Below are 19,530 nucleotides of genomic sequence, written 5' to 3'. Positions count from 1 at the left end.
TAGGAAATTCAAGAGGATATGGGTGAATGGGTTCGACTCCCGCCGCCCGCACCACCTGTTCGTCGGTCGCCATGCCGCTGGCCAAGGGAATCTCCCCGACGCTCATGAAACGTCTTCTTTCCGTTATCGGCATCGGCGCAGGCAATCCGGACCACATGACGGTCCAGGCAATCGACGCGCTGAACCGCGCCGATGTGATCCTGATTCCCGACAAGGGGGAGGAGAAGGCGGATCTGGCGCGGCTGCGCACCGGGATCTGCGAGCGCTTCATCAGGGATCGCAGCTACCGTACCGCGGTCGTCCGGATTCCGCCGCGCCGCGCCGTCGCGGTGCCGGCAACCGGGGCGGATGCGCCGTCCGGCGATGCCGGCCGGCTGGACGCCGACTACCGGTCCGCAGTCGAGGACTGGCACGAGGCGATCGCTGTCGCCTACGAGCGGGTGCTCGCCGAAGAGGTGGTGGACGGCGAGCGTGCCGCGATCCTCGTCTGGGGTGACCCGTCGCTGTACGACAGCACGCTGCGCATACTCGAGCGGGTCGCTGCCCGCGGCAGGATCGAACTGGACTGGGACGTCATCCCCGGCATCACAAGTATCCAGGCGCTGGCCGCCCGGCATCGGATCGTTCTCAACGAGATTGGCGGCTCTGTAACGATCACGACGGGGCGGCGCCTGGTCGAGGGCCTGCCGGCGGGCGCCGCGACGACCGTCGTGATGCTCGACGGCGAGGAGGCATTCCGTGCCCTCGATCCCGATCTGGAGATCGTCTGGGGCGCCTATCTCGGGATGGAACGGGAAATTCTCGTTCGCGGCCGTATCGGCGATGTCGCCGGAGAGATCGCCCGACTGCGCGCGGCGGCGAAGGCGCAGCACGGCTGGGTGATGGACATCTATATGGTGCGCCCGGCCGGCAAGGCGGCGAGCGGGCACGACTGACCTCGGATGGGCGGGTGCGCTGCGACTGCATCGGTCCGTTCATCGGTGCCGCCGCAGTTGACTCCGTCGGCGCGCTCAGTCTCCCTAGCGCCACGGGCGCGCTCCGCAACAGCAGCCGGGCACGCCGCACCCAACGGGAGGAAAAGACATGCTGAAACGTGTTGCAGCAACCGCGCTCGTCGGTCTGCTGGCGCTGCCGGCGGCGGCGGAGGAGGTTTCGGTCGCCGTGACGGCGATCGTCGAGCACCCTGCGCTCGATGCCGCGCGCGACGGCATCCGCGACGGGCTTGCGGATCTCGGCTTCAAGGTCGGAGAGAACCTGAAGTTCTCGTACGAATCCGCGCAGGGCAATCCGGCCACCGCCGCTCAGATCGCACGCAAGTTCATCGGCGAGGCACCGAACGTGATCGTGCCGATCTCGACGCCGTCGGCGCAGGCGGTGGTTGCGGGCACCAAGGACATTCCGGTGGTGTTCACCGCCGTGACCGATCCGGTGGGCGCCGGGCTCGTCGCGGATGCCGCCAGGCCGGGTGGCAATGTCACCGGAGTCTCGGACATGTCGCCCATTCCCGATCACCTGGCGCTGATCAGGGAGATCACGCCGGGCGTCGCCCGCCTCGGCATCATCTACAATCCCGGCGAGGCCAACTCGGTGGCGTTGGCAAATCGCCTGAAGGAGCTCGCGCCCGGCGCCGGCATGCAGATCGTCGAGGCGAACGCCACCAAGACGGCGGAGGTCCAGCAGGCTGCCCGCTCGCTCGTCGGCAAGGTCGACGCCATCTACATCCCGACCGACAATACCGTGGTCTCGGCGCTGGAGGCGGCCGTGCAGGTTGCCGAGCAGAACAGGATTCCGCTTTATGCCGGCGATACCGATTCGGTCCCGCGCGGCGCCATCGCGGCGATCGGCTTCAACTACTATGATATCGGCCTGCAGACGGCGCAGATCGTTGCCAGGGTCCTGAAGGGCGAGGCGCCGGGCTCGATCCCGGTCACCCAGGCGCAGGGTACCGATCTGATCGTCAATCCGGGCGCCGCCGAGAAGATGGGCGTGACCATTCCCGAGGCGGTGATCTCGCGGGCCAACACCGTGGTGAAGTAGCCGCAGCTCTGCAACACTGTCGGGTTCGGTGCCGAGCCGGACCCCATCCCGGATGCGCCATGAGCGAGATTGCGTTTCTCGGGGCCGTCGAACTCGGCCTCGTCTATGCCTTTGTCGGCATCGGGGTCTATCTGGCCTTCCGGGTGCTCGACTTTCCCGATCTCACCGTCGATGGCAGCTTTCCGCTGGGAGCGGCCGTCGCCGGTGTGCTGTTCGTGTCCGGGCTCGATCCCTGGACGGCGAGTCTCGCGGCGATCCTCGCCGGCGCCTGCGCCGGCCTGGTTACCGCCACTCTCAACCAGCGCTTCGGGATCCTGCATCTGCTTGCCTCGATCCTGACGATGATCGCCCTGTTCTCGATCAACCTCAGGGTCATGGGCCGGCCGAACATTGCGCTGATCAACCAGCCGACGATCCTCTCGCCGTTCTACGGGCTCGGGCTCCCGGAACAGTATGTCCGCCCGCTGGTCGTGCTGGTCATGGTGGTGATCGCGGTCATCCTCGTTGCCCGATTCCTCAATTCCGACTTCGGGCTGGCGATGCGCGCGACCGGTGTGAATCCGCGCATGGCCAGGGCGCAGGGCATCGACACCGGCGTCCACATCTATGTCGGCATGGCGCTCGCCAACGGTCTGGTCGGGCTGGCTGGTGCGCTCTTCGCCCAGACCAACGGGTTTGCCGACGTGACGACGGGAATAGGAACCATCGTCGTCGGTCTGGCCGCGGTCATCGTCGGCGAGACGCTGTTCCGGCCGCGCCTCGTCATCTGGGCCTTGGTCGGCTGCGTCGTCGGCTCGGTGATCTACCGCATCGCCATCCAGTTCGCCTTGTCGGCCGATGCGATCGGGTTGCAGGCCTCCGATCTCAATCTGGTGACGGCGGTGCTGGTTGCCGTTGCCCTCATCCTGCCGCGACTGCGGCGGGGGAGGGCTGCGGCATGATCCGGGTCACCGGCCTCGAGATCGTCTACGGACGCGGCACGCCGCTGGAAAAGCGGGCTCTGTCCGGACTTGATCTTGCCATTCCCGATCATCAGTTCGTTTCGGTGATCGGATCGAACGGCGCCGGCAAGTCGACGCTGCTGGCAGCGATCGCCGGCGATGTCTTGCCGACCGCCGGCCGCATCGAGATCGGCGGCGAGGATGTCGGGCGGGTGCCTGCCGCACGGCGCGCCGCACGGGTAGCCCGGGTCTTTCAGGATCCGCTGGCGGGAAGCTGCGGCCGCCTCACCATCGAGGAGAACCTTGCCTTGGCCGCCGCGCGCGGCATGCGGCGCGGCTTCGGGCTCGCCCTGACGCGTTCGCGGCGACACGTCTTCCGCGACCGGCTGGCCGAACTCGGGCTCGGTCTAGAGAACCGGCTCGAGGACGAGATGGCGCTGCTCTCCGGTGGCCAGCGGCAGGCCATCGCGCTTGTCATGGCCACGCTTGCGGGCGCAGACGTGCTGCTGCTCGACGAGCATACCGCGGCTCTCGATCCGGCGATGGCGGAGTTCGTGCTCGATCTGACCCGAAGGGTCGTCGGCGAGAAGCGCATCACGACGCTGATGGTCACCCATTCTATGCGCCAGGCGCTCGACATGGGCGACCGTACGGTGATGCTGCACGAGGGCAAGGTGATCCTCGACGTGTCCGGCGACGAACGTCACGCACTTCAAGTCGAGGATCTGATCCGCATGTTCCGCCGGGTGCGCGGCCAGGACATCGACGACGACAGTCTGCTGATCGGCTGAGCCGCCGTCAGGCCGGATTTGACCTGCCCCGGCTGCCACCACGAGGGATCTGCGTCCCGGTTGCGGCGCAAGCGTCTGTCCCGGAACAAGGGGGATCCGGTCAGGCCGTCGCATTCGCTCCGACGACGGATACTCGACGCTTGCGGGCTGGATGAGGGGCAGGCCCGCGATGTCGCTCAGGTCTGCTGGCCCCAGCCGTAAAGCCAGTCGAACCGCGCCATGAGCCGGTCGGGGCCAAGCAGCCCGAGGGCCGCATCGCGGCCGGCGGCGGCGATCCCGCCGAGATGGTAGATCTCGCCATTGCTGCGGGCATCACGCTGGACGCGCGCGGTGCGGCGCATCCGCCGGTTCTCGTAGAGGCGGAAGGCAGAGGCGACGTCGTCCGTCGCCTCGAGCGACCGGGCGAGGATGAGTCCGTCCTCCATGCCCATCGCGGCCCCCTGGGCAATGAACGGGAGCGTGGGATGTGCCGCGTCGCCGGCGAGCGTCACCGGGCCGCTGCCCCAGCGTGGCAGCGGCGGCCGGTCTGCCAACGCCCATTTCAGCCACGACTGCGGTGCTGCAACGATATCCCGCGCCAGCCGGCTCCACGCGCCGAATCGGGCCACGACCTCGCGGCGGTCGCCGGCAGCGCTCCATCCGGGTTCGCTCCAATGGTCCGCAAAGATCGCGACGATGTTGACTTCGCTGCCGCCGCGAACCGCGTAGTGCACCAGATGCGCATCGCGGCCGAGCCAGAGTCCGGTCTCGAAGGGATCGATGTCGCCCGCCAGCACAGTCGCCGGAACTGTCGCGCGCCAGGCGACCTTTCCCGAATAGACCGGCTCGGCCTCGCCGGTGATCTGCAGACGGGTCGCCGACCATAGCCCGTCCGCGCCGATCAGGCCGTCGAATTCCTGTGTGCCCGTTCGCGTTGCGACGCTCACGCGGGTGCCTTCGCGCCGGAACCCCTCGACACGCTCGCCAAGGCGGAGCTCGGCATTCGGCGCGGCCGTGACTGACCGGGCAAGGGCCGACTGGATGTCGGCCCGATGAACGACGCGGTAGGGAGCACCCCAGCGGTCGATCGCGGCCGCGCCGAGCGGCACCCGCGCAATCGTCCGCCCGTCGCGGCCGCGGCGCATGCGGATCGCGTGCGGCTCCACGCTCACGGGTTCAACGGCCCGGGCGACGCCGACGGCCTCCAGCACGCGCCAGGCATTCGGCGACACCTGCAGGCCGGCGCCGACTTCGTCGAGTCGGGGCGCCTGCTCGAAGATCGTCACCTCGAAGCCAGCCTTCGTCAGTGCCAGGCCGGCCGTCAGGCCAGCGATCCCGGCGCCTGCAACGGCAATGTGGCGCCGGACGGGCACGCCGCTTCCTCGAATCGCTCAGGCAGCCGCGTCCGAACGCCAGAGACTGTCCGCCGGGTCCGGGGCGTCCGCAGCGAGCGCAGGGTCATACCGGTAGTGCGTCGAGCAGTACGGGCAGACGATCTCGATGTCGTCGCCCATGTCGAGAAAGACATGCGGGTGATCGAATGGCGGCAGGGCGCCGATGCACTGGAACTCGCGTACACCGATCCGGATGCTGGCCACGCCTCGGGTATTGTGGAAGTGGGGAATGAGCTTGTCGGCCATGCGCTGCGGTCCCTTGCTTCGATCGAGCCGGTCGGACCATACCCATATCGCGCGCGGGTTCCTAGCCGCGTGATGCGGTCGAATGGTCGCGCCAGGGCCGCAGCGCGAACCGGCTCCGGACGGTCGGCGTCCGCATGCAAGGTCCGCCGATTCTGTCTGCCTGTCTTTCCCTTTGCGTAAAGGGAAGATATGCATGGAGCATGAGGACCAACGACATGCAGCTGCGCCATTTCGATTCCGACGGTGTCGACATCGCCTTCATCGACGAGGGCGAGGGCGATCCGGTCCTGCTGATCCACGGCTTCGCGTCCAATATCGAGGTCAACTGGGTCGGGACGGGCTGGGTGTCTGCCCTGCGTCGGGCTGGACACAGGGTGGTTGCCCTCGACAATCGCGGCCATGGCCACAGCGAGAAGATCTACGATCCCGCCGCCTATGCCGCCTCCGACATGGCCGAGGACGCGCGCCGGTTGCTCGACCATCTCGGTATCGAGCGCAGCGCCGTGATGGGATATTCGATGGGCGCCCGCATCACGGCATTCCTTGCCATCCGCCATCCCGGCCGTGTCGAGCGGGCGGTGTTCGGCGGGCTCGGCATCAACATGGTACGCGGCGTCGGCGATCCGGCCCCCATCGTCGCCGCGCTTGAGGCAGGCAGTCTGGAGGAGGTGCCCGATCCGGTCGGGCGTACCTTCCGCAGCTTTGCCGAACAGACCGGCAGCGATCTGCGCGCGCTCGCCGCCTGCATGCGCTCGTCGCGGCCGCGCATTTCACCGGAGTTGCTCGGCTCACTTGCGATGCCGGTCCTCGTGGTCGTGGGGAGCGCCGACGAGGTCGGCGGCGATCCGCATCTGCTCGCTGAACTCATACCGAACGGCCGCGCCGTGTCCCTTCCCGGCCGCGATCACATGAAGGCCGTCGGTGATCGCCAGTTCAAGGAGGCCGTGATCGCATTCCTTCGCGAACCTTAGCGAAGCGGGCCTTGGAGAGGGCGGATGACCGGCACGATCCCGCATTGCCTGACGAGCTTCCGCGGCGCCGAGGGCAACCGCGTCCGGGCAACCGTCTGGGGCGAGGGCAGCGGTCCCGTCGCCGCGCTGATGCATGGTGGCGGCCAGACCCGGCATGCCTGGGAAGGCACCGCCCGTCGCCTCGTCGCCTCCGGCTGGCGCGCCGTTGCCGTCGACCAACGCGGCCATGGAGACAGCGACCGCAGCCTGCCGGGCAACTACGCCTTCACCGACTATGCGGCCGATGCTGCCCTGATCTTTGACCAGATCATCGGTGCGCTTGGCCAGCGGCCGGTCGCGGTCGGCGCCTCGCTTGGAGGCGTCGCCTCGCTGCTGGTCGCCGGCGAGATCGCCCCGCAGACCGTTTCCGCGCTGGTCCTGGTCGATGTGACGCCCCGTACGGATCCGAACGGTGTCGATGCCATCCTCGGATTCATGGGCGAGCGCATGCACGAAGGCTTCGCGAGCCTCGAGGAGGCGGCGGAGGTGATCGCCGGCTATCTGCCGCACCGGCCGCGGCCGCGCTCGCTGGCGGGCCTGCGCAAGAATCTTCGGCTCGGCCAGGATGGCCGCTATCGCTGGCACTGGGATCCGCGGTTCATCGACGGTCCGCGGCCGATTTCCACTGACAGGGAGCACATTCCCCTGCGCTGCGTCGCGGCGGCACGGCGGCTGACCGTGCCAACCCTGCTGGTGCGCGGGCAGATGAGCGAGCTCGTCGCCGAGGAACATGTCCGCGACTTCCTGACGCTCGTGCCGCATGCCACCTATGTCGACGTCAGCGGCGCCGGGCATATGGTCGCCGGGGACCGCAACGATGCCTTCGCTGCCGCGCTCGTCAACTTTCTTTGCAATCTCGAGGCGGCCTGATCGATCTAACAGACGTCTCCACCGTCGGCGGCTCTTTCCTTTCCTGCAAACCGACCAACATATGATACGGTCCGTCCAACAGGCGGTGGCGGCGGTGGAGGAAGCCATGGTCATCGAGTCGCAGCGGGTCGGCCCGCTCGGACGAATCGCCACATGCGATCCAGTCTGGGCACGAATCCGGGAAGAGGCCGACGAGATCGTCGTGACCGAGCCGGCGCTCGCGGGGTTCGTGTTGGAGTCCGTTCTCAATCACGACACCCTCGAGGATGCCGTCGCCAGCCGGGTGGCCTCGCGGCTTGCCCACGAGGCGCTCGGCAGCCAGTCGATCCTGCATGCCTTCCGCGAGGCCGTGGCCGCCCAGCCTGAGATCGGCGAAGCCTTCCGCGCCGATATCGTCGCCGTCTACGAGCGCGATCCGGCCTGCAGCCGCTATATCGAGCCGTTGCTCTACTTCAAGGGTTTCCACGCGCTGGAGGCACATCGCCTCAGCCACTGGCTTTGGAATACGGGGCGCCGCGACTTCGCGCTCTACCTGCAGAGCCGCGTCTCGGCCGTGTTCAGCGTCGACATCAATCCTGCTGCGCGGATTGGACGCGGAATCTTCATAGATCACGGGCACGCGATCGTCGTCGGACAGACGGCCGTCATCGAGGACGAGGTTTCCATCCTGCATGGCGTAACCCTCGGTGGCACCGGCAAGGAGACGGGCGACCGGCACCCGAAGGTGCGCCGCGGTGTGCTGATCGGTGCGGGCGCCAAGATCCTCGGCAACATCGAGGTCGGCGCCTGCTCGCGGGTCGCCGCCGGTTCCGTTGTCCTCAGGGACGTGCCACCGAACACGACGGTCGCGGGCGTTCCGGCGAAGGTGGTCGGCAAGGCCGGCTGCGCCGAACCGGCGTTGTCGATGGATCAGATGATCGACGGACGCGACGCCACGGGTTAGAACCCCGACGTCCGGTCCGGGTGGGCGAATGCCCGCGAGGGCCGGGTGCGTTCTCCCCAACCGAAAGGCTCCGTCTTGGAACAACGAGAAATCGCCAAACTCGAGGCGTATCTGCAGAAGACCTTCAGGTCGCCGAGCATCAGGGTGAAGCCGCGGCCGAAGAAGGATGATTCGGCCGAGGTTTATGTCGGCGACGAGTTCATCGGCATCCTCTTCCGCGATGACGAGGATGACGAGCTGTCCTATCAGTTCCAGATGGCCATTCTCGAATACGATCTGGCCTGACAGTCCATCGGCGGCCGGCGTCCGTGCTCATGGCGTGGTGCCGGCTGCAACGAACCCGTCGATGAGCGCGCGCACCGACCTGTCCAGCGACCTCCAGCGCGACAGCAGCGATCGACGGAACCGGTAGGCAACGTCCAGTCCATGCGCCGACCGGTATTCGACAAGGCATGTTTCGGTCGCCATCTTGTCCGCAGCGCAGCGGGCAACGAGAGGCTGCGCCGGCACAGGCGAGACATACAGGGTCTCGCCGTCATAGCCGAACCCGGTCCGGAACGTTTGGGCGACGAGGCCGCCGGGCCCGATCCGCGGAAAATCCGCCAGCAGCCGCCGATAGACGTGATCGTACCGCTCGTTCGGACCGAACCGTCCGTCTGCCGGGCGAATCGAAATGAACAGGAGCGGCGCGCGCTCGTCGCTGCTCAGGAAAGCACCGGCACGGCCCTCGCTGTAGCCCTCGAGGGTCGGCCAGTGGACGACCAGTTCGAGCGATGAGGCCCGAGTGTTTGTCCCGGCGGGCGACCTGATCATGTTGGAGGGGACGACCAGCGTGACAGGACCAAGCTCCACGGGAACCGGGTAGGGAGGAGGGGGCGGTGTCGGACCCCAGACCTGCCACCAGGTAGTGATCGCGAGCCGCAGCAGCAGGGCTGTGGTGAGGGCGCCGAGTGCCAGGGCGATGGTGCCGAAGCGCTGCGCGTGGTCATGGCCGTCCTCGTCAGCGCGAGAATCGGCAGGTATCCGGATATAGGCGGCTAACTCGACCATTCCCGAAGGGAACGCCCGGTAGGGTTAACGAAGCGTTACGGCCTGCGGCTCGTCTCCGATCGGTTTCGCGCCAACGTCGGCCGGCGCGTGGCATTGAACTTGCGCATCGGTGCATAGGGCACGATTGGGTGTCTCAGAACGGGATGTCGGGAGAGCTGTGGATGACCGAAAGCGTGACGATCTACATCTATACCGTCCTTGTCGGCCTCGTGGCCGGCGGCATCACGATCAGCGCCTATCGGATTTTCACCAACGAGCTGCCGAGCTTCCAGACGCGGCCACGCACGCCCCTCGGCGCCTTCGGGCAGGTGCTCGTTGTCGTGTTTGGCGGCCCGCTCGTTCTCATGCGCAATGCTGTCCGGGGACGATTGATCGAGCATCGACCGCTGCCGCTTCTTGCCGCCAGCGCAGTGATCGCCAGCCTGTGGTGCTTCTTCTCCGGCGCGTTCCTGGTCAATCTTCTCGAACGCCTTGCATGAGCGCTTGAGCGAGCGACGTCGACAGACCTAGAACCGTAGTCGATGGTCACAGCGCCTGGAGCAGTTCGATGACGGTCCTTTCACTCGACGGCGTCGCGCCCGAACTTCCCGCCGCAGGCAGCTTCTGGATCGCACCGTCGGCTACCGTGCTTGGCAAGGTGCGGCTGCGCGCCGAGGCCAGCGTCTGGTTTGGAGCCGTTCTGCGCGGCGACAACGAGTGGATCGAGATCGGCGAGCGGTCGAACGTGCAGGACAACTGCATGCTCCACACCGACATGGGTTTTCCGCTGGTGGTCGGCCCGGGTTGCACGATCGGCCATCTGGCGATCCTGCACGGCTGCACGATTGGCGCCGGCTCCCTGATCGGCATGGGCGCAACGGTTCTCAATGGCGCCAAGATCGGACGCGAATGCCTGATCGGCGCCAATGCACTGGTGCCCGAGGGGCGCGAGATCCCGGACGGCATGCTCGCCGTGGGCAGTCCCGCCAAGATCGTCCGGGAGCTGAAGCCCGAGGAGCGGGAGAAGCTCAGAGATTCCGCGCTCGGCTATGCGGCGAATGCACGCCGGTTCGCATCAGGCCTGGCGCCGGTCTGACGGTGCGATGTCGGCCGTGAAAGTTGGAGCCGGCCCCGGGGGAGGGCCGGCTCCAGTCTGACCCGGTCTGGACGGACGGAGGGGGGGGGGACGCGACCGGGCCGGAAAGGCGAACCTCTCTGGTCAGCGGGGCGGCATGCCTGCCACTGGCACCTGCGACTGCGGCACGTCGTCGATCAACGAAACCCAGCGGCTCGGATCGGCTTTCGATTGCCGCTTGAGGTACTGATAAGGAGTATCGCGCCAAGCGCGGATCTCGGAGTGCTGGTTGTCGAGGATCAGGTCACCCTCCGACGTGACCGCTGTCAGGACGGCATGACCGTCGCCGCGCTCGTCGCGGACCACGGTGATCAGCAAGCTGGCCGGTGACCAACCGTGCTCGATCAGGAGCTTGCGCTTGAGCAGCACGTAATCCTCGCAGTCTCCCTTGTCGGTCGGATAGGTCCATAGCTCGGCGACGCCATAGAGTTCCATGTCGGTCACCGGCTCAATGACGGTATTGACGTGGCTGTTCACCGCTACGAGCTCGCGCCAGCGAGCCGGCGTCATCGTCTCACGCTGCGTGCCGATCGCTGCGATGCGGCATTCGGCAGGGTGGCGGCGGCAGAACTGTACGTAACCGATCGGCGGCTTCGCGCTTCCAAATTCGGTCATGCGGTCCTGACCTTGGTCTTGTCCTGGCGTCGGCGAAGCAGCGGCCGAACCTGTGAACAGACAGATCATCGCCGCGAAAATCGCGGAAGTCTTGTTCATCGACAGCCCCCTGTATTGATCGTTACAGAGGACTATGGCAGAAAGAATTTGAGGGATGAGAAAGTCGCGAGCGGCGTTTTGAGTCGAATCTGGATCGTGTTTTATTATCGCTATTGACGACTAGGTAAGCTGTTGTTCATGCCGCGATAACCATGATGGCTTGCCAAGCGAATAGATCGTTCAGCCGCTTCTGGCCTTTCCGGCCAAGTCGTCGGTGGCAATCGATCGGCACGCGGCACATGTGGCCTGGCGCGTTCCGGGCGGGAAGGCCGTGTCAGTTCAACTCGCCGAACTGGGCTACGAGCGTTTCCATTGACTGAACGGTGGTGAACTCGATCGCCACACCGCCCTCGATATGGCGGACAACGATGCCGCGCGACTGGCCCAGTGTCACGGACGTTCCGATCGCAGGATGCACGTCGCAGGCAATTGCGGCGCCCGAGAGCGAGAGGTCGATGAGCTTGCAACGATAGGCGCGCCCGTCGCCCAGCCTGAGCTCCGTGAACGGGTTGCGCGGTATCAGTCGCTCGTGGCGGCGATCTTCCGGCAGGCCCAGCTGATGCCGGTTGGCGAGCCAAGTGAGCTGGGCTGCCAGCTTGTCCCGCTTTCGCGCCGTGGCATTGATGGCGATCGCAAAGCCGCCATCGAGCAGACGCGTGACCACCCCCTCGATACGGCCGACATGATCGAGATAGGCGACGATCCGGTCACCCGGTTCGCCGTTGACTGGCGCCACGAAGCGCGCACCGCCGGGCGACATGTCGATGACCTGGCAGGGATACTCCCGCTTGTTCGGCAGCATGTAGCGCCCGAGGATGCTGACGCGCACGCGCTGATGGCGACGCTTCTCCTCGCTCAGTGACAGGGGGGCGGACCGCAGTTCCCGCTGCACGCGCCAAGGTCTCCCGATTTGCCCCAAAGATGCGGGCCATGGACTGACAGATCTCGCAGGCGAAACTAGGCGTCTCTGGTTAACACCCCGTAAGGAGCGCCGGTTGCATTCACTCCAGGCCGCCCTCGTAGAGAGCCAGGTGCCGCCGGCGTCGTAGCGGAATTTTGCGATCGAACACCGGGTGGGCAGCGCGGTCCTCGCGGAACGGATCGTTGCGATGCGGCCAGATGAGGTGCAGGGCGGTGACGGTGGTCTCCACCAGCGGCGTGGCACCCAGCCAGTACGGCGGGTCGAGCGGGGCCAGCGCGCCGAGGATGCGGGTGTAGCCCTGGCCGCGATTGACGAGCGGCAGCAGCAGGAACTCGAACGGGGCACTCTGGCCCCGGCCGTTGCCGCCGTCGATCTCGACGCTGGCGCCGGCCGCGTCGTGGGAGATGGTGCGCATGAGCGTCGCCAGCGCTTCCCGGTCGCGAGCGGACCAGCCGTCCAGCCAGTTCTCGCCCTTTAGCTCGCGCCCGAAGGCAGCGCAGACGCGGGTGCCTGCCAGCCGGTACGGATAGCAGTCGTCGGCTGCCACCTCGAGGATGAACGTATCGGACAGCACGGGACCGATGTCGGCGGGCTCGATCTCGCGGCGCAGCGGCGCCGGCCTGTCGCCCCGCAGGCGATTCCAGTAGCTGTAAAGAAACTGCGAGATGGCATGTCTCAGCGTGACGCCATCTCCGTGCCTGGTGTCTTCCTGGGTCCCCGACATCGTCTCCCCTTGAACCGTTCCGTACTGCGCTGGCACGCCCGACCGTCGATCTACTTGCTTTTGCCGCAGTTCGCAGGTTACGTGCCAGCCGTCCTTGACACGCCCGAACAAGCCCAATCTCCCGGATCCCTTGGCAAACGCGCGCGAGCCGATCTTCAACCTGCCTGCCGCGATGGTCGCCGGTGTCGCGATCCTCACCGCAATCCACGTTTTGCGGTCGCTGCTTCCGTTCGAAACGGACCTCTGGGTCCTGTTCACGTTCGCCTTCGTACCCGCTCGGTACATCTCTGATTCGCTGATCGGCCTGAGCTTCCCCGGCGGAGCAGGAGCCGATCTTTGGACCTTTCTGACCTATGCGCTGCTGCACGGCAGCTGGATGCATCTCGGCGTGAATGTCGCCTGGATGATCGCGTTCGGCACGCCGGTCCTGCGCCGTTTCGGCACGGTTCGCTTCGTGCTGCTGTCGGCGGTGGCGGCAATCGCTGGAGCCGGTGCTCATCTGCTCACCCACTGGGGCGAATTCGCGCCGGTGGTGGGTGCGTCGGCCGCGATTTCCGGCCAGATGGGCGCTGCCGTGCGGTTCGCCTTCCAGCACCCCGCCTCCATCTGGAGTACCGATCCGGATGCGCGCTGGAAGCAGCCGGCCCTGCCGCTGGCGCGAGCGTTCCACGACGTGCGGGTGCTGGCGTTCGTGGCCATCTGGTTCGCGGTCAACTACGCCTTCGGGGCCACCGGCATGGCGGGTGATGGCGATGCATCGGTCGCCTGGGAGGCCCATATCGGCGGGTTTCTCACCGGACTGCTCGGCTTCCGGCTGTTCGACCCAGCCGCTTCGCCGCGCCAAGATGCTTCCTTCCCGGATCAGAACAACGGCTCCTGATAACGCACGACACCGTCGACCAGCAATTGCTTGATCGCCGCCCTGCCGCGGCTGTTCACCGCAGCGACGACACTCACCCGGCTGTCATTGCGCAGGGTCTCCAGGCTGCGCCCCTCGCCCTCGGGCACGAAGTATTGCGAGATCCCGTAGTCAACTTCCAGCGTCGTGCAGGGGGCCGGACACGCGTCGGGAGCGTCGCGAGGCTGGATTCCCGAGAAGATGCGTTCTACTCGGCCGCGGATGACGGCCTGACCAGGCAAGGTCGGCGGCCTGTGGCGAAACACTCCCTGCGGCTGCGCAGGTCCCGCCAGGCTGGTATCCAGCGTCACCCAGATCGGATCGTTGACGTCGAATCCGGTATCTCCGCCGATCACCTGCGGTCGCAGCAGCGAGATGTCATAGGTCAGCGTCACGTAGTCGCCGCGGAACAGGTCGCGCGGATCTATCGGCACGACGGCGAGCCTCACTTCGGTGCCGGTGCGCAGCAGTTCGGCCCGCTCGTAGATCATCCAGCCGAGCGCCGCGGCCTGGATCACCAGGATCGCCGCCAGCCGCGCCCAAAGCCCCGCCCCGGGAGCCGAAGCCAGGCTCATCATGACGCCTCCGCATCAGCCGGTTTCAGCCGCCGTTGCAGCCGGACCAGCACGGCGGCAAGGCCGATCAGCAGCACGCCGCCGACGAGGAAGAACAGCGCGGTGTCCAATAGCGTCCCGAAAGTCACCCAGTAGATGTAAAGAACCTCGATCGCGAAGGCGACGAGCCCGAGATTAGCGGCGGTGCGGCTCGCGGACCGGTTCCCGAACGAAATCGCCCAGACTGCGACGACAAGCGCCAGCACACCGATGCCCATCTGGATCAACGGCGGTCCGGCACTGTCCTGGTTCACGGTCTGCGACAGGTGCAGGAGACCGGCCGTTCCGGCGCCGGCAGCGATCAGCACCGATGCGTCGAGCAGCGAGCCTGATGCCCGCGAAGTCGAAAGCAGCGTCGCGCCTGCGACCGAGAAGCCGAGCGCGCCCCACAGCGGCCAGGCATCGCCGCTCGAACTGCCGCTGCCGATGCCGAACATGAGGAGCTGCAGCACGACCAGCGTGCCCATCATCCCAGCCAGACCGTATAAGGCGATGGCACGACCTGCCGGCTTGATGGGACCGCCGCTGACCGCGGCGAACCGACCTGCGCCGAAGGTGGCGATGCCGATGGCAAACATCAGCAGGACCGTTGCGGCGGCCGACCAGTCGCGGCTCCAGGCCAGTGCGACGATACTCGTGCCGGTCCAGCCGATGAAGGCCAGGGCCGAGAGATGCAGCCCGGCGCCCCACCGCCACCACGTCGCAGTCGCCGTGACCGCCGCGAGCGCGATGATGAACGGCCAATGCACGATCCAGCCGAACTCCGTCACCTCGTACCAGGACCACAGGCAGAACACGACAAGAGCCAGCACCAGCGATGCGCGCGAGCCGGCCATTGCCGCGGCAAGCAGCGCGCCGGCACCCCACAGCAGCAGCGGGTCAGGATAGTCGCCGGACAGATGGTAGCTCTGGGCGACGAGCACGATCGAGGCGCCGAACAGGGCCGTGCCCGCAAAAACCGCGGCATCGGCGAAATGTGGGTGCCGCGCGCGCGCCAGCAGCCCCGCGATGCCGTAGGCGAGCGCCATTCCCGCCACGAGGACGAGCATGCGCAGCGGGCGCGGGAAATCCTGCCAGTTCGAAGCGACGAAGGCGATCGCCGCCATCGCGATCAGTACGGCGCCGAGGAAGCCGATGACCGCTGCCGTTCGAGCCCGCCCGTCGTCTGCGACGCTGCCGAGGATGGCCGCAGCACCCTCTCGGGTCACCCACCCCTTCTCAAGCCACACTTCCAGGTCACGTTCGAGCCTGCGTCGGTAGAGAGAATTGAGCATCGCTGATGGTTCGCGGTACCGTCGATGGCGGAGTCCGCCACCCCGGTGGCGAAGTTGCATGCCGGCGCGGACGCGCGCATCATATCGGAACCTATCCGCCGATAAAGCGGCCTGGTCCGCGTCGGTGGTCAGTGGGGAGAACGTCGTCATGACCGTCGAGGTGATCTTGGCTCGCAAGGGCCGCAATGTCCTGACCGCGCATCCCGACACATCCCTCGCGAGGGTCTGCGAGCTTCTCGAGGAGAAGGGCGTCGGCGCCGTGGTGGTGAGTTCCGACGGCTGCACGGTCGAAGGCATCTTCTCCGAACGCGACTTCGTGCGTGCACTGGCGCGGCACGGTGCGGCCGCGCTCGACGCGCCGGTCGCTGAATTCATGACCAGCAAGGTCGTCACCTGTGCGCCGGATGATACAGTGCCTGCGCTGATGGAGAAGATGACGGACGGGAAATTCCGCCACGTTCCGGTGGTCGTCGACGGCCGCATGGTCGGCATCGTTTCGATCGGTGACCTGGTCAAGCACCGCATCGCCGAAGCCGAAGCCGAGGCGTCCGCCATGCGCGAATACATCACTGCCTGACGGCGCCGCGGCGGCGTCGCGCCCTATCGCCGTTCGGCGAGGCTGAGGGTTTCCACCGCCTCGGCAATGTCATCGAGCGCGCGCTCGGCCGCCTCGATCCCCAGCGCGATGGCCTCACGCGCCCGATGAAACTCGAACAACCCGATCCGGCGCATGCGCGGCTGCACCGCGACATCCGGCGGATCGCCGCCGAGCCGCGCGCGCGCGATGCGGTCCTGGGTGATGTTGAAGGCGTCGGTCATCACCGAAGAGATGCCCGGCGGGCCGTCGCGGCGGCCAAACATCTGCCGCCGTACCAGCCGTCCGGCACTGCCGTGGCTGGCGGCCGAGTCGGCATCCTCCTTACCTTCGGCTTCTGCCTCCGCCCAATAGGGCTGGATCGAACCGCGTCCGAAAACGTCGGAATGAAGATTGACAGCAATCACCAGCCGCGCGCCCATCGCCCGGGCGACAGACACGGGTATCGGGTTGACCAGCGCGCCGTCGATCAGCCAGCGATTGGCAATCCGCACAGGGCGGAACACGCCGGGCAGGGCGTAGGAGGCGCGCATGGCATCGACCAAACGGCCCTGCGACAGCCAGATCTCGTGGCCCGTGCCGAGTTCGGTGGCGATCGCGCAGAACTTTCGCGGCAGACTCTCGGTCGTGATACCCTCGAACTGGCGTTCCAGCAGATCCGACAGCCGGTTGCCGGTAATGAGTCCCGAGCCGCCGAGATTGAAGTCGAGCAGTCCGAAGACCCGTCGCTTCGTGAGCGAAAGCGCGAATTCCTCGATCTCGTCGAGCTTGCCCGCGGCGTAGCAGCCGCCAACGACGGCTCCGATCGACGTGCCGGCGAGGATGTCGGGTGCATATCCGGCGGCCTCGAGAGTCCGCAGAACCCCGATATGCGCCCAACCGCGCGCAGCGCCTCCGCCCAGCGCGACGCCAATCGTCGGTCGCGACGGGGCAGGCCCCGGCGCGCGCCTGCTGGCGCTCTGCGGCGACCGTGGTGCCGCAACGGCCGTGGTGCCTCCGTCGGCCGGCGACAGCACGCGACGGGTGAACGACTGGAACACGACGGTCTCCTGCCTGCGCCATCCGACGACTGCGCTGCCGTCACGGGGCACGGTTAGATTAACAGGTCTGCAGGACGATAGTTTCAGAACTGCGTCGCATTTTCGGCAGTACGGTTACCGGTCGCCGTCACGCAGGACGGGGCCGCCGGCAGGGATCGGACCGGTCTCGACGATCCGGTAGAAGCAGGACCGGCGGCCGGTGTGGCAGCTCGCCCCCGATCCGCCGACACGTACCTTGATCCACACTGCGTCCTGATCGCAATCGATGCGCATCTCGACGATCGACTGCACCGAACCGCTGGTATCGCCCTTGCGCCACAATTCCTGGCGCGAGCGGCTCCAGTAATGGGCGATACCTGTCTCGATCGACAGCGCCAATGCCTCGGCATTCATGTGGGCGAGCATCAGAACCTCGCCGTCGTCGGCATCGGTGACGACACATGTGACCAGCCCGTCGGCGCCGAAGCGCGGGGTCATGAGGCCGCTGGTCTCGAGAGCCTGCTTGTCGCCGGGAGCCGGGAAGGGGAAGTGACTGTCCATGACCGCACAAGTGCGACCAGGCGCGCCGCCCTGTCAACCGTAACGACGCTGCAGACCGCCGGCCCCGTGTCAGCGATCGCGAACCAGACGCAGGAAGCGATCCTGCTCGCCGACGTTGTCGCGGAAACGCCCGGTGAACTGGGTCGTGACGGTCGACACGCCGTGCTTGTGCACGCCACGCAGGCTCATGCACATGTGCTCCGCCTCGAGCATTACGGCCACGCCGTGCGGCTGCAGCACCTCGTCAATGGTCGTGGCGATCTGGGCAGTCAGATTCTCCTGGGTCTGCAGCCTCCGTGCATAGGTCTCCACGACCCGCGCAAGCTTCGATAATCCCACGACGCGCCCGGCCGGATAGTAGGCGATATTCGCCTTTCCGACGAAGGGCAGCATGTGATGCTCACAGTGCGAGAAGAACGGAACATCGCGCAGCAACACGATGTCATCATAGCCGCCGACCTCCTCGAAGGTACGCGACAGGGCCTCGATGGGGCATTCGAAATAGCCACCATAGAGCTCCTCGAACGCTTTGGCGACGCGCCGGGGGGTGTCGATCAATCCTTCGCGCTTGGGATCGTCACCGGTCCAGGCGATCAGCGTTCGCACCGCGGCCTCGACCTGCTCACGGCTCGGCCGACCCCGGGGGTCACGGTCGTTCACGTCGTGCGCAGTGCCGCGGTAGTTGCGGATCATCGCATCCATGGCATCTCTCTTCGAGCCGTCCGCCATTGCACCCTCGTTCTCTTACGCCGCGCAATCGCGTGCGGATCAATCCGAAGGCGCTGCGTCCGCTTTACCCGGCCCGCTTGCCAGACCGACCGATTGCTTCGATATATAGGGCAGGATTCCGGGCCGCAAGGCGATCGGGCGCTTCGGATCGGCTGCTTCCGGGCGATCATCACGCGGACGCGGCGCGCTGTAGGGCAGTCCTTCGATGCTGGACGAGATCTATAACAAGCGCATCCTGGAGCTTGCGGCCAACATTCCGCGGCTTGGCCGGCTGCCCCATCCCGATGCCACCGCAACGGCACACAGCCGCCTGTGCGGCTCTACCGTGACCGTCGATGTTCGGATGGACGGCGAGACAGTCGCCGACTTTGCGCACGAGGTGAAGGCCTGCGCCCTCGGCCAGTCGGCATCCTCGATCATGGCACGCAACGTCATCGGCGCGACGCTTCCCGAACTTCGGAAACTCCGCGACGAGATGCGTGCGATGCTGAAGGACAACGGACCGCCGCCCGGTGGTCGCTGGGCCGATTGTGCCGTCCTGGAGCCGGTGCGCGACTTCAAGGCGCGCCACGCCTCGACGATGCTGACCTTCGACGCGACGGTGGACGCCGTCGAGAAGGCGCTGGCGCGGCAGAGGGAGAGTGCGGCCTGACCGGTGGCGCACACCGATCATCGACGGGGATCGCGGCTGAGGTTGCCGGCATTGCTCTCATTGGCCTGATCCGCATCTACCGCTATACGCTGTCGGCGCTGATCGGCCGGCGTTGCCGCTATCTCCCGACCTGTTCCGAATACACCGAGGACGCCATCCGCCGGTTCGGTCCCTGGCCGGGGCTCTGGATCGGCCTTGCCCGGTTCTCGCGGTGCAATCCCTGGGGAGCTTGCGGCTTCGACCCCTTGCCGGATGCCTTGCCGGCGGACTCGCGCTGGTATAAGCCGTGGCGCTACGGTCGCTGGAGCGGCCGACACATCTCGCTGCGGCCGGATGACGACTAGTCGCCGACCGCCAGACATTTCACGTTCGTCATTGCCAGGCCCAAGTCGGCATTCCCGCGCAGGCAGGGGAGGTTGCCCGGGGCGGGGGCAGTCACGATGTGGATGCCGA

General features: G+C 66.7%; 25 protein-coding genes. 14 read left to right on the top strand and 11 right to left on the bottom strand.

Features of this window, described 5'->3' with window-relative positions:
- Positions 1-104 precede the first annotated feature (104 nt).
- From cobF to EDC22_RS04545, 4 genes are all read left to right on the top strand, one after another.
- Positions 105-935: a precorrin-6A synthase (deacetylating) gene (cobF, locus tag EDC22_RS04560; RefSeq protein ID WP_132805422.1), complete on the top strand. Its 831-nt coding sequence runs from the start codon at positions 105-107 to the stop codon at positions 933-935.
- A gap of 148 nt (positions 936-1,083) precedes the next feature.
- Positions 1,084-2,037 carry an ABC transporter substrate-binding protein gene (locus EDC22_RS04555; protein WP_132805421.1) on the top strand — a complete coding sequence of 318 codons (954 nt, stop codon included), beginning with the start codon at positions 1,084-1,086 and terminating at the stop codon, positions 2,035-2,037.
- A 59-nt stretch (positions 2,038-2,096) separates the two neighbouring features.
- Positions 2,097-2,978 (top strand): ABC transporter permease, encoded by an 882-nt coding sequence (locus EDC22_RS04550; RefSeq protein WP_132805420.1) that lies wholly within the window; start codon positions 2,097-2,099, stop codon positions 2,976-2,978.
- Positions 2,975-3,769 (top strand): ABC transporter ATP-binding protein, encoded by a 795-nt coding sequence (locus tag EDC22_RS04545; protein ID WP_132805419.1) that lies wholly within the window; start codon positions 2,975-2,977, stop codon positions 3,767-3,769. Before EDC22_RS04550 ends, EDC22_RS04545 begins: the two co-directional genes overlap by 4 nt.
- A gap of 176 nt (positions 3,770-3,945) precedes the next feature.
- Here the strand turns inward: EDC22_RS04545 and EDC22_RS04540 are convergent, their stop codons facing one another.
- Positions 3,946-5,121 (bottom strand): FAD-dependent monooxygenase, encoded by a 1,176-nt coding sequence (locus EDC22_RS04540; protein WP_165926792.1) that lies wholly within the window; start codon positions 5,119-5,121, stop codon positions 3,946-3,948.
- Between the two features lie 18 nt (positions 5,122-5,139).
- Positions 5,140-5,388, bottom strand: coding sequence for a zinc-finger domain-containing protein (locus tag EDC22_RS04535; protein ID WP_132805417.1), 249 nt, complete (start codon positions 5,386-5,388; stop codon positions 5,140-5,142).
- Positions 5,389-5,588: 200 nt separating this feature from the next.
- Here EDC22_RS04535 and EDC22_RS04530 point away from each other — a divergent pair, with 200 nt between their 5' ends.
- From EDC22_RS04530 to EDC22_RS04515, 4 genes are all read left to right on the top strand, one after another.
- Positions 5,589-6,359, top strand: a complete 771-nt coding sequence (locus tag EDC22_RS04530; RefSeq protein WP_245499626.1) for an alpha/beta fold hydrolase — start codon at positions 5,589-5,591, stop codon at positions 6,357-6,359.
- 24 nt (positions 6,360-6,383) lie between these two features.
- Entirely contained in the window at positions 6,384-7,268 is an 885-nt protein-coding gene (locus tag EDC22_RS04525; protein WP_132805416.1) for an alpha/beta fold hydrolase, read from the top strand.
- 106 nt (positions 7,269-7,374) lie between these two features.
- A complete protein-coding gene (cysE, locus tag EDC22_RS04520) occupies positions 7,375-8,211 on the top strand; it encodes a serine O-acetyltransferase (protein WP_132805415.1) in 837 nt (278 codons plus the stop codon).
- A 75-nt stretch (positions 8,212-8,286) separates the two neighbouring features.
- The gene (locus EDC22_RS04515) at positions 8,287-8,496 is read left to right on the top strand and encodes a DUF3126 family protein (protein WP_132805414.1); all 210 of its coding nucleotides are present in this window, start codon (positions 8,287-8,289) and stop codon (positions 8,494-8,496) included.
- A 27-nt stretch (positions 8,497-8,523) separates the two neighbouring features.
- Here the strand turns inward: EDC22_RS04515 and EDC22_RS04510 are convergent, their stop codons facing one another.
- On the bottom strand, positions 8,524-9,261 hold the full coding sequence (locus tag EDC22_RS04510) for a hypothetical protein (RefSeq protein ID WP_132805413.1): 738 nt from the start codon (positions 9,259-9,261) through the stop codon (positions 8,524-8,526).
- Positions 9,262-9,422: 161 nt separating this feature from the next.
- Here EDC22_RS04510 and EDC22_RS04505 point away from each other — a divergent pair, with 161 nt between their 5' ends.
- Together EDC22_RS04505 and EDC22_RS04500 are read left to right on the top strand one after the other, a co-directional pair.
- Positions 9,423-9,740, top strand: a complete 318-nt coding sequence (locus EDC22_RS04505; RefSeq protein WP_132805412.1) for a DUF6949 family protein — start codon at positions 9,423-9,425, stop codon at positions 9,738-9,740.
- Between the two features lie 68 nt (positions 9,741-9,808).
- A complete protein-coding gene (locus EDC22_RS04500; protein ID WP_132805411.1) occupies positions 9,809-10,336 on the top strand; it encodes a gamma carbonic anhydrase family protein in 528 nt (175 codons plus the stop codon).
- A 123-nt stretch (positions 10,337-10,459) separates the two neighbouring features.
- Here the strand turns inward: EDC22_RS04500 and EDC22_RS04495 are convergent, their stop codons facing one another.
- From EDC22_RS04495 to EDC22_RS04485, 3 genes are all read right to left on the bottom strand, one after another.
- Complete coding sequence (locus tag EDC22_RS04495; RefSeq protein WP_132805410.1) at positions 10,460-11,089, bottom strand: transglutaminase-like cysteine peptidase; 630 nt, start codon at positions 11,087-11,089, stop codon at positions 10,460-10,462.
- A gap of 274 nt (positions 11,090-11,363) precedes the next feature.
- Entirely contained in the window at positions 11,364-11,981 is a 618-nt protein-coding gene (locus tag EDC22_RS04490) for a PilZ domain-containing protein (protein WP_245499625.1), read from the bottom strand.
- Between the two features lie 109 nt (positions 11,982-12,090).
- Entirely contained in the window at positions 12,091-12,846 is a 756-nt protein-coding gene (locus EDC22_RS04485; protein WP_132805409.1) for a PAS domain-containing protein, read from the bottom strand.
- Positions 12,847-12,907: 61 nt separating this feature from the next.
- Between EDC22_RS04485 and EDC22_RS04480 the strand changes: the two genes are divergently transcribed.
- On the top strand, positions 12,908-13,615 hold the full coding sequence (locus EDC22_RS04480; protein WP_132805408.1) for a rhomboid family intramembrane serine protease: 708 nt from the start codon (positions 12,908-12,910) through the stop codon (positions 13,613-13,615).
- On the opposite strand, the gene EDC22_RS04475 is transcribed toward EDC22_RS04480, so the two are convergent.
- Complete coding sequence (locus EDC22_RS04475; protein WP_165926791.1) at positions 13,597-14,208, bottom strand: GDYXXLXY domain-containing protein; 612 nt, start codon at positions 14,206-14,208, stop codon at positions 13,597-13,599. The genes EDC22_RS04480 and EDC22_RS04475 overlap by 19 nt on opposite strands.
- On the bottom strand, positions 14,208-15,521 hold the full coding sequence (locus EDC22_RS04470) for a DUF2157 domain-containing protein (protein ID WP_165926790.1): 1,314 nt from the start codon (positions 15,519-15,521) through the stop codon (positions 14,208-14,210). Before EDC22_RS04470 ends, EDC22_RS04475 begins: the two co-directional genes overlap by 1 nt.
- A gap of 148 nt (positions 15,522-15,669) precedes the next feature.
- Here EDC22_RS04470 and EDC22_RS04465 point away from each other — a divergent pair, with 148 nt between their 5' ends.
- Positions 15,670-16,098, top strand: coding sequence for a CBS domain-containing protein (locus tag EDC22_RS04465; protein WP_132805405.1), 429 nt, complete (start codon positions 15,670-15,672; stop codon positions 16,096-16,098).
- A gap of 23 nt (positions 16,099-16,121) precedes the next feature.
- On the opposite strand, the gene EDC22_RS04460 is transcribed toward EDC22_RS04465, so the two are convergent.
- The 3 genes from EDC22_RS04460 to folE all read right to left on the bottom strand — a co-directional run bounded on the left by EDC22_RS04460 (position 16,122) and on the right by folE (position 18,398).
- Positions 16,122-17,156, bottom strand: a complete 1,035-nt coding sequence (locus EDC22_RS04460) for a patatin-like phospholipase family protein (protein ID WP_425385509.1) — start codon at positions 17,154-17,156, stop codon at positions 16,122-16,124.
- A 114-nt stretch (positions 17,157-17,270) separates the two neighbouring features.
- Complete coding sequence (gene hisI / locus EDC22_RS04455) at positions 17,271-17,696, bottom strand: phosphoribosyl-AMP cyclohydrolase (protein ID WP_132805404.1); 426 nt, start codon at positions 17,694-17,696, stop codon at positions 17,271-17,273.
- Positions 17,697-17,765: 69 nt separating this feature from the next.
- Positions 17,766-18,398: a GTP cyclohydrolase I FolE gene (gene folE / locus EDC22_RS04450; protein ID WP_132805403.1), complete on the bottom strand. Its 633-nt coding sequence runs from the start codon at positions 18,396-18,398 to the stop codon at positions 17,766-17,768.
- 232 nt (positions 18,399-18,630) lie between these two features.
- Between folE and EDC22_RS04445 the strand changes: the two genes are divergently transcribed.
- Both EDC22_RS04445 and yidD read left to right on the top strand, forming a co-directional pair.
- Positions 18,631-19,077: an iron-sulfur cluster assembly scaffold protein gene (locus EDC22_RS04445; protein ID WP_132805402.1), complete on the top strand. Its 447-nt coding sequence runs from the start codon at positions 18,631-18,633 to the stop codon at positions 19,075-19,077.
- Positions 19,074-19,421 carry a membrane protein insertion efficiency factor YidD gene (gene yidD / locus EDC22_RS04440; RefSeq protein WP_207903706.1) on the top strand — a complete coding sequence of 116 codons (348 nt, stop codon included), beginning with the start codon at positions 19,074-19,076 and terminating at the stop codon, positions 19,419-19,421. Before EDC22_RS04445 ends, yidD begins: the two co-directional genes overlap by 4 nt.
- Positions 19,422-19,530 lie beyond the last annotated feature (109 nt).

Origin of the sequence: Tepidamorphus gemmatus (assembly GCF_004346195.1) — a bacterium.
Lineage (GTDB): Bacteria > Pseudomonadota > Alphaproteobacteria > Rhizobiales > Tepidamorphaceae > Tepidamorphus > Tepidamorphus gemmatus.
This window is presented reverse-complemented; position numbering and strand designations above follow the sequence as displayed.

Excerpts from the sequence above, each read along its gene's own strand:
- cobF (WP_132805422.1), top strand. The coding sequence starts at position 105 with ATGAAACGTCTTCTTTCCGTTATCGGCATCGGCGCAGGCAATCCGGAC.
- EDC22_RS04530 (WP_245499626.1), top strand. The coding sequence starts at position 5,589 with ATGAGGACCAACGACATGCAGCTGCGCCATTTCGATTCCGACGGTGTC.
- EDC22_RS04475 (WP_165926791.1), bottom strand. The coding sequence starts at position 14,208 with ATGAGCCTGGCTTCGGCTCCCGGGGCGGGGCTTTGGGCGCGGCTGGCG.
- EDC22_RS04445 (WP_132805402.1), top strand. The coding sequence starts at position 18,631 with ATGCTGGACGAGATCTATAACAAGCGCATCCTGGAGCTTGCGGCCAAC.
- cysE (WP_132805415.1), top strand. The coding sequence starts at position 7,375 with ATGGTCATCGAGTCGCAGCGGGTCGGCCCGCTCGGACGAATCGCCACA.
- EDC22_RS04495 (WP_132805410.1), bottom strand. The coding sequence starts at position 11,089 with ATGAACAAGACTTCCGCGATTTTCGCGGCGATGATCTGTCTGTTCACA.
- EDC22_RS04510 (WP_132805413.1), bottom strand. The coding sequence starts at position 9,261 with ATGGTCGAGTTAGCCGCCTATATCCGGATACCTGCCGATTCTCGCGCT.
- EDC22_RS04555 (WP_132805421.1), top strand. The coding sequence starts at position 1,084 with ATGCTGAAACGTGTTGCAGCAACCGCGCTCGTCGGTCTGCTGGCGCTG.
- EDC22_RS04500 (WP_132805411.1), top strand. The coding sequence starts at position 9,809 with ATGACGGTCCTTTCACTCGACGGCGTCGCGCCCGAACTTCCCGCCGCA.
- EDC22_RS04470 (WP_165926790.1), bottom strand. The coding sequence starts at position 15,521 with ATGCTCAATTCTCTCTACCGACGCAGGCTCGAACGTGACCTGGAAGTG.
- EDC22_RS04550 (WP_132805420.1), top strand. The coding sequence starts at position 2,097 with ATGAGCGAGATTGCGTTTCTCGGGGCCGTCGAACTCGGCCTCGTCTAT.
- EDC22_RS04505 (WP_132805412.1), top strand. The coding sequence starts at position 9,423 with ATGACCGAAAGCGTGACGATCTACATCTATACCGTCCTTGTCGGCCTC.
- hisI (WP_132805404.1), bottom strand. The coding sequence starts at position 17,696 with ATGGACAGTCACTTCCCCTTCCCGGCTCCCGGCGACAAGCAGGCTCTC.
- EDC22_RS04480 (WP_132805408.1), top strand. The coding sequence starts at position 12,908 with ATGGTCGCCGGTGTCGCGATCCTCACCGCAATCCACGTTTTGCGGTCG.
- EDC22_RS04545 (WP_132805419.1), top strand. The coding sequence starts at position 2,975 with ATGATCCGGGTCACCGGCCTCGAGATCGTCTACGGACGCGGCACGCCG.
- folE (WP_132805403.1), bottom strand. The coding sequence starts at position 18,398 with ATGGATGCGATGATCCGCAACTACCGCGGCACTGCGCACGACGTGAAC.
- EDC22_RS04465 (WP_132805405.1), top strand. The coding sequence starts at position 15,670 with ATGACCGTCGAGGTGATCTTGGCTCGCAAGGGCCGCAATGTCCTGACC.
- EDC22_RS04535 (WP_132805417.1), bottom strand. The coding sequence starts at position 5,388 with ATGGCCGACAAGCTCATTCCCCACTTCCACAATACCCGAGGCGTGGCC.
- EDC22_RS04525 (WP_132805416.1), top strand. The coding sequence starts at position 6,384 with ATGACCGGCACGATCCCGCATTGCCTGACGAGCTTCCGCGGCGCCGAG.